This is a genomic window from Roseibium sp. R5 (genome assembly GCF_055755305.1).
On record NZ_CM146910.1, the window covers coordinates 1,637,939 to 1,645,000 of the forward strand.

The 7,062-nt window shown below is 56.2% G+C and carries 5 protein-coding genes (1 of these 5 running past the window's edge); 4 read left to right on the forward strand and 1 reads right to left on the reverse strand.

What is annotated here, in order from left to right; all coding sequences use genetic code 11:
• The first annotated feature begins 14 nt into the window (after nucleotides 1–14).
• The 4 genes from prfA to clpB all read left to right on the forward strand — a co-directional run bounded on the left by prfA (nucleotide 15) and on the right by clpB (nucleotide 5,838).
• Complete coding sequence (gene prfA, locus AC0J4F_RS07680; RefSeq protein ID WP_209176091.1) at nucleotides 15–1,088, forward strand: peptide chain release factor 1; 1,074 nt, start codon at nucleotides 15–17, stop codon at nucleotides 1,086–1,088.
• 16 nt (nucleotides 1,089–1,104) lie between these two features.
• Complete coding sequence (prmC, locus tag AC0J4F_RS07685) at nucleotides 1,105–1,947, forward strand: peptide chain release factor N(5)-glutamine methyltransferase (protein WP_473025890.1); 843 nt, start codon at nucleotides 1,105–1,107, stop codon at nucleotides 1,945–1,947.
• A 362-nt stretch (nucleotides 1,948–2,309) separates the two neighbouring features.
• Entirely contained in the window at nucleotides 2,310–3,008 is a 699-nt protein-coding gene (locus AC0J4F_RS07690) for a DUF4167 domain-containing protein (protein ID WP_473025891.1), read from the forward strand.
• Between the two features lie 232 nt (nucleotides 3,009–3,240).
• Nucleotides 3,241–5,838 (forward strand): ATP-dependent chaperone ClpB, encoded by a 2,598-nt coding sequence (gene clpB / locus AC0J4F_RS07695; RefSeq protein WP_473025892.1) that lies wholly within the window; start codon nucleotides 3,241–3,243, stop codon nucleotides 5,836–5,838.
• Between the two features lie 93 nt (nucleotides 5,839–5,931).
• On the opposite strand, the gene AC0J4F_RS07700 is transcribed toward clpB, so the two are convergent.
• Nucleotides 5,932–7,062, reverse strand: the 3' portion of a protein-coding gene (locus AC0J4F_RS07700) for a peptidoglycan DD-metalloendopeptidase family protein (protein WP_473025893.1). It continues 846 nt past the right edge of the window; only the last 1,131 of its 1,977 coding nucleotides appear in the window; its start codon lies off the right edge, out of view; its stop codon occupies nucleotides 5,932–5,934.

A 7,062-nucleotide genomic window follows, 5' to 3' on the forward strand; every position in this document is an offset into this window, starting at 1 on the left:
GAGACACAGCGCGTATGCTGGCGCGTCATAAACTCGATAACCTGCTCGATCGGTTTGCCGAACTTGAACACATGATGTCCGCCAATCCGGACCCGGCATCTTATGTGAAACTGTCCCGTGAATATGCCGGGCTTGAGCCGTTGGTCTTAAAAATCCGGGCTTTGGTCAAGGCAGAGGAAGACCTAAAGGGCGCTGAGGATTTGATTGAAGATCCGGCCACCGACCCTGAGATGCGGGAGCTGGCGGAACTTGAGCGCGACGAACTCTCAGAGAACCTTGAGCGTTTGACACAGGATGTGCGCATCGGTTTGCTTCCCAAGGATGAAGCCGACACCAACGATGCGATTTTGGAAGTCCGTGCCGGTACCGGTGGTGATGAGGCCGCGCTTTTTGCCGGTGATCTGTTCCGGATGTATCAGCGCTACGCCGAATTGCGCGGATGGAAAGTCGAAATTCTCTCCGCCAGCGAAGGCGAAGTCGGTGGCTTCAAGGAAGTCATTGCTTCCGTTTCCGGCGAGAATGTATTTGCCCGGCTGAAATTCGAATCTGGAGTTCACCGCGTTCAACGGGTGCCTGCGACCGAATCCGGTGGGCGGATCCACACCTCCGCTGCGACGGTTGCGGTTCTTCCTCAAGCGGAAAACGTTGACATCGACGTTCAGGATAGCGATTTAAGGATCGATACCTTCCGCGCCTCCGGTGCGGGCGGCCAGCACGTCAACACGACCGACTCTGCAGTCCGGATAACGCACATCCCGACCGGGATCGTTGTCGCGGTTCAGGACGAACGTTCGCAGCACAAAAACAAGGCGCGGGCGATGCAGCTTCTGCGTGCCCGGATCTATGACGAAGAGCGTGAGCGGGCTGCGAGCGAGCGCACCGAGGCACGCCGTTTGCAAGTTGGGTCCGGGGATCGGTCAGAGCGCATCCGCACCTACAACTTCCCGCAAGGCCGGGTCACCGATCACCGGATCGGATTGACGCTCTACAAGCTTGATCAGATCATCGCCGGAGAAAGCCTTGATGAGGTGATCGAAGCCTTGATCCTGGACTACCAGGCAAACCTTTTGGCGTCGGAAGAAGCCTGATTCAAGAAGGCAGCTCATGAAAACCGGGGCGCTTTATCGCCAGATCCGCGATCAGTTCCGTGGCGGCAAACTGGAAACACCGGAACTGGATGCGAAACTCTTGGTCAGCGCCGCTTTGCGGGTTTCTGTCTCAGAATTGATGCTCAGCGAAAGCGAGGAAGTCCCGGATGCAGCAGCTGGTATCGCGTTGGAATACGCAACGCAGCGGATAGACGGAAAACCGGTTGGCCGGATACTTGGAGAACGTGAGTTCTACGGCCGGACCTTTCGGCTAAATCATGCGACCCTTGAGCCGCGTCCGGACACGGAAACCCTGATTGAAACTGTCCTGAAGGACTGTGATCCGGTCCGGCCTCTGACAATGTGTGACATTGGGACGGGAAGCGGGGCCATCGCCGTGACCTTGCTTGCCGAGTTGCAGGAAGCGATCATGGTTGCGGTCGACATCTCAGAAGATGCGCTGGGCTGTGCAGTGAGTAATGCCGATAATCATGAGGTTGGTGACCGCTTTCTTCCCGTTCGTGGTGACTATGCAGCCGCGCTGCAGCATGGATTTGACTGGGTAATCAGCAATCCCCCCTATATCCGTACGCCGATCTTGAGTGAACTTTCCAAGGACGTGCTGCAGCACGATCCGATTCTTGCCTTGGATGGCGGCGCAGACGGTCTGCAAGCCTATCGGCAGATCGTTTCGCAGGCGGCTTCCATTTTGGTGCCGGGTGGGCGAATAGCTTTGGAAATCGGCTATGACCAGGGCGAAGAGTTAAAAAACCAGCTGCGTCATCATGGCTTTGAGGCAATTGATATCATTCAGGATCTTGGTGGGCGTGACCGGGTTGCAACAGCTCGCCGGGTTTAATGATCATGATTTAATCTTGCTGCGAAAAAGCACTTGGAAATCGTAGCGGAACGGGGTACGTTCGGCTTGCCGAGACCGGAGATGTGATAAGCGTTTAAGCGGGGCATACGCATCCGGCAACTTCACAAAATGTGCTGACTTGCGCAGTGAATGTAGTTGTCAATCGGGCTAACCGGTTTTTGGACTGTCGGAGAAAAAGACATGGGCACTGGCTTTCAGCCGGGCTTCCAGCGTCTGACTTTTCATTGGCAGCTGCAGGCCATCACGGGTTGGTTTCGGCGCGTATTTCGTATCGGTTTAAAGATATTCCGATGTTTGGTCGGCCATGGGCTGACCGCCGTTCCTTAAGAGAAAACGGCAGGATGAGACCAGGAAATCAAAGCAATAAGCGTATGCGCGGACGGGGCCGCAAGGGACCTAATCCGCTAACCCGGACTTATGAATCCAACGGTCCTGATGTGAAAATCCGCGGCACAGCGATGCATATTGCGGAGAAGTATCAGCAGCTTGCCCGCGATGCACAGGCATCGGGCGACCGGGTGATGTCCGAGAATTACAATCAGCATGCTGAGCACTATCTCCGTATTGTAGCGGCTGCACAGCCGCCGCAGCAGAACACGCAGCACACTGCGCGTCATGAGGCGGACGACAACCAGGATCAGGCAGCCGTAAACGGCTCTGGCGGATCCCAAGGCAGTGACCAGTCGTCCAAGCCATCCGCAGACAATACCGTTGTTGATGGAGATGCTCCACAGCCGTTTATCGACAACATGCCGGTGATTGACCAAGAAGGTCAGGTGAACGGGGCAGCTCAGGCGTCTGATGAAGCCGGCGAAGCTGAAGAGAAGCCGCGCCGCCGGACTCGGACGCCACGGACCCGTACCCCGCGCAAAGCTGCATCAGAGGCTGGGTCCGAAAATGAAGCGCAAGCTGGTGCCGGCGCTCCTGAAGCTGCGGATGAAGGCGAAGAGCAACCAAAACCGCGGCGCCGGACAACCCGGACACGCCGTACCAAAGCAACGGAAGATACTCCTTCCGAAACGGCTGCGGCTGGTGAATGACGCCAGCGTCAAACAAGCTCTGAATGATAAGAAAACGGCGTCCATATGGACGCCGTTTTTATTTTGGCCGACAATCGGGCGGTAATTTGGTGCAGGGGCCTTTTGTGGTGAAAATGCAACACTATATTGGGTAGGCAGTGCTTTACAAGGCTGCGCAGATGCCCGCCAAGGGGTCTGAAACTCAAAAACGTTCCCCACGCTTCGGGTGGTGCGGACGGTAAGGGGATTGCACATGAACTTTGAAAAATATACCGAACGGGCCCGTGGGTTCGTTCAATCTGCCCAGACATTTGCATTGGGCCGTGGCCACCAGCAGTTTACTCCGGAACATGTTCTGAAGGTCCTTCTGGATGATCCGGAAGGTATGGCGAGCGGCTTGATCAGCCGGGCTGGCGGAGATGCAAAAGCGCTTAAGGGTGATCTTGAAGGCATTCTCGACAAAATGCCGAAAGTCTCCGGTGGCTCTGGTCAGCTTTACATGCACCAGGCAACCGCGCGGCTGTTTGATCAGGCAGAAAAGATAGCTGATAAGGCCGGCGACAGTTTCGTGACTGTTGAGCGTCTGTTGCTGGCTCTGGCCATGGATGCAGATAGCGAAGCTGGCAAGTTGTTCAAGCGTCACGCCATCACGCCGAATGCCTTGAATGAAGCTGTCAATCAGTTGCGCCAAGGCCGCACGGCTGACAGTGCGACGGCTGAAAACCAGTATGAAGCTTTGAAAAAATATGCCCGGGACCTGACCGAGGTGGCACGGGACGGAAAACTTGATCCGGTAATTGGCCGCGACGAGGAAATCCGCCGCACGATCCAGGTCTTGTCACGGCGGACGAAAAACAACCCCGTTTTGATCGGTGAGCCGGGCGTAGGCAAAACCGCGATTGCGGAAGGTTTGGCGCTCCGGATTGTCAACGGCGATGTTCCTGAGTCCTTGAAGGACAAACAGTTGCTGGCACTCGACATGGGGGCCCTGATCGCCGGTGCGAAGTACCGCGGCGAGTTTGAGGAGCGTTTGAAGTCCGTCTTGTCTGAGGTTGAGGCCGCAGCGGGTGGGATTGTTCTCTTCATCGACGAAATGCACACGCTTGTGGGTGCCGGGAAGGCGGATGGTGCTATGGATGCATCGAACCTTCTGAAACCTGCGCTCGCACGCGGAGAACTGCACTGTGTCGGGGCCACGACGCTCGATGAGTACCGCAAACACGTTGAAAAGGATGCAGCGCTTGCTCGCCGTTTCCAGCCGGTTTTCGTAACCGAACCGACAGTGGAGGACACGGTTTCGATCCTGCGCGGGATCAAGGAGAAGTATGAATTGCACCACGGTGTACGCATCACCGACTCGGCAATTGTTTCGGCGGCATCTCTGTCAAACCGTTACATCACGGATCGGTTCTTGCCGGATAAAGCAATTGATCTTGTCGATGAGGCGGCAAGCCGCTTGCGCATGCAGGTGGATTCAAAACCGGAGGAACTCGACGAATTGGACCGTCGGATTATCCAGCTCAAGATCGAACGGGAAGCCCTCAAAACAGAAAGCGACGAAGCGGCCCAAGACCGTCTAGGGAAACTCGAAAGAGAACTGACGGATCTGGAAGAGCAATCCCAAACGTTGACCAGCCGCTGGCTTGGCGAAAAGGAAAAACTGAACCTTGAGCAAAAGATCAAGGAGCAGTTGGAGCAAGCCAGGATTGATCTGGAGATCGCACAGCGTCAAGGCGATTTGGCGAAGGCTGGGGAGCTGGCGTACGGGGTTGTTCCCGATCTTGAACGCAAACTGGCTGATGCAGAAGCGTCCGAGGACAGTGATGCAATGGTCGATGAGGCGGTCACTCCGTCGCATATCGCCCAGGTCGTATCCAAATGGACGGGCATCCCGGTCGATAAAATGCTGGAAGGCGAGCGTGAAAAGCTGCTCCGGATGGAAGATGTTCTGGCTGGCCGAGTGATTGGTCAGAGCGAAGCGATCCATGCGGTGTCGACCGCCGTGCGGCGGGCGCGCGCCGGGCTTCAGGATCCGAACCGGCCGATCGGGTCGTTCATGTTCCTTGGACCTACGGGGGTTGGTAAAACCGAACTCACCAAGGCTTTGGCCAGCTTTCTGTTCGACGATGACAGCGCAATGGTGCGCATCGATATGTCGGAATACATGGAGAAACACTCTGTTGCCCGGTTGATCGGCGCCCCTCCCGGCTACGTCGGATACGAGGAAGGTGGTGCTCTCACCGAAGCGGTTCGTCGGCGTCCGTATCAGGTCGTGCTCTTTGATGAAATCGAAAAAGCGCACTCCGATGTCTTTAACGTGCTGCTGCAGGTGCTCGACGATGGCCGCTTGACGGATGGTCAGGGCCGGACTGTGGACTTCAGGAACACGCTGATCATCATGACCTCGAACCTCGGATCAGAGTTCCTGGTCAACCAGCCTGAAGGCGAAGACAGTGACGCGGTACGCACTGAGGTGATGTCTGTGGTCCGCGGGCATTTCCGTCCGGAGTTCCTGAACCGGCTTGATGAGATTGTTCTCTTCCATCGCCTGCAGCGGTCTCAGATGTCGGCGATCGTCAAAATTCAGCTTGAGCGCTTGCGCGGTCTTTTGACTGACAGGAAGATTACGCTCAATCTGGACGATGGGGCCCTCGGCTGGTTGGCTCAAAAAGGGTACGATCCCGCTTATGGTGCGCGCCCGCTGAAGCGGGTGATCCAAAAAGATGTCCAGGATCCGTTGGCGGAGAAACTGCTCGCCGGTGATGTCCTGGATGGGCAAACAGTAAATGTGTCCGCCGGCGCGGACCGCCTGCTGTTTCAGGTGGCAGGCGCTGACAGTCAGGCCGCATAACCGAAGCGTAGCTTAAGGTAAGATAAAGCCCGCGGAGCAGTTGCTCCGCGGGCTTTTCACTTTCTCCGACCTCTGCTCTTTATGCAGGTCGGCTTAATTCAATGATGCGATCCGGGAAGGCTTACGGGCTCTGTCGAGCAAGGTGTCGATCCGGTAGCGCTCTGTCTCAAAGGCTGTGCGCAGTTCGCCGTCCAAGGTTCGCCCCTTAGGCAATTTGATCCGCATTGGGTCCATAAAGCGGCCGTTGACGAGTACTTCGTAGTGCAGATGCGGACCAGTCGACAGGCCGGTGGAGCCGACATAACCGATAACGGTGCCTTGGTTGACCCTGGCACCCTCTCGGATCCCTTTGGCGAACCCGGTCAAGTGACTGTAGGTGGTTACATAGCCGTTCGTATGCTGCAGCTCGATACGCCGCCCGTATCCGGAACTCCAACCGGCTTTCTTGATTGTCCCATTGCCAGCCGCAAAAATCGGGGTGCCACGTGGCGCTGCCCAGTCCACACCACGGTGCATCTTGGTATATCTGTGAATTGGGTGGCGGCGCATGCCGAAGCCAGACCTGAATTTGCCGCCGTTCAACGGTTTCCGGATCAGGAACTTCTTCGCGCTCTGGCCAGAGTCGTCATAAAAGTCGATGACATTGTCATCCGGCGTCCGGTAGCGGTAAAACTCGCGGCTGGTATTTCCGGTTTTCAAAGACGCATAAAGGATTTTCGGAGGACCGCCGGCTTCGCTTTCGGTAAAGAACAGCTCAAGTGCGTCACCAGGCTGGACGCGGGCATTGAAATCGACATCAAAGGAGAACATCCGGATGAGATCGTCGATGATTGCTTCCGGCATGTCCTGCTCAAGGGCCGTCTGGTAAAGGCTGTCGTAAATTGCGGGAGTCGGACCGCCGTAGGAAATACGGTCAGCTTCTTCAAACGCATTCGCCAAAAACGTGTCGGGTTCTTTGGCTTCGATGTAGGATCCGCTGTCGGAGCGGGCCACAGTCGCCTGGTGTTCGGTATCGGTGTAAAGACTGATCCGTTCCGGACGCATCCGCTCCAGGTTTTCCGGATCCGGTGCATACGCGATCCGCAGCCGTTGACCATCCTCGATTTCCGTAAAGCCGAAAACATCTCGGAATGCATCATTAATGATAGCGGCTTCCGTTTCAGTGGCCTCGTGATCCAGCAGCAGATCAGCAAGGTTTTGGCCCGAGCTCAATGGGATGATTTT

What these genes read in the sequence shown, in the direction of transcription:
- prfA (WP_209176091.1), top strand. Translation starts at nt 15, where the DNA reads ATGCTGGCGCGTCATAAACTCGATAACCTGCTCGATCGGTTTGCCGAA.
- prmC (WP_473025890.1), top strand. Translation starts at nt 1,105, where the DNA reads ATGAAAACCGGGGCGCTTTATCGCCAGATCCGCGATCAGTTCCGTGGC.
- AC0J4F_RS07690 (WP_473025891.1), top strand. Translation starts at nt 2,310, where the DNA reads ATGAGACCAGGAAATCAAAGCAATAAGCGTATGCGCGGACGGGGCCGC.
- clpB (WP_473025892.1), top strand. Translation starts at nt 3,241, where the DNA reads ATGAACTTTGAAAAATATACCGAACGGGCCCGTGGGTTCGTTCAATCT.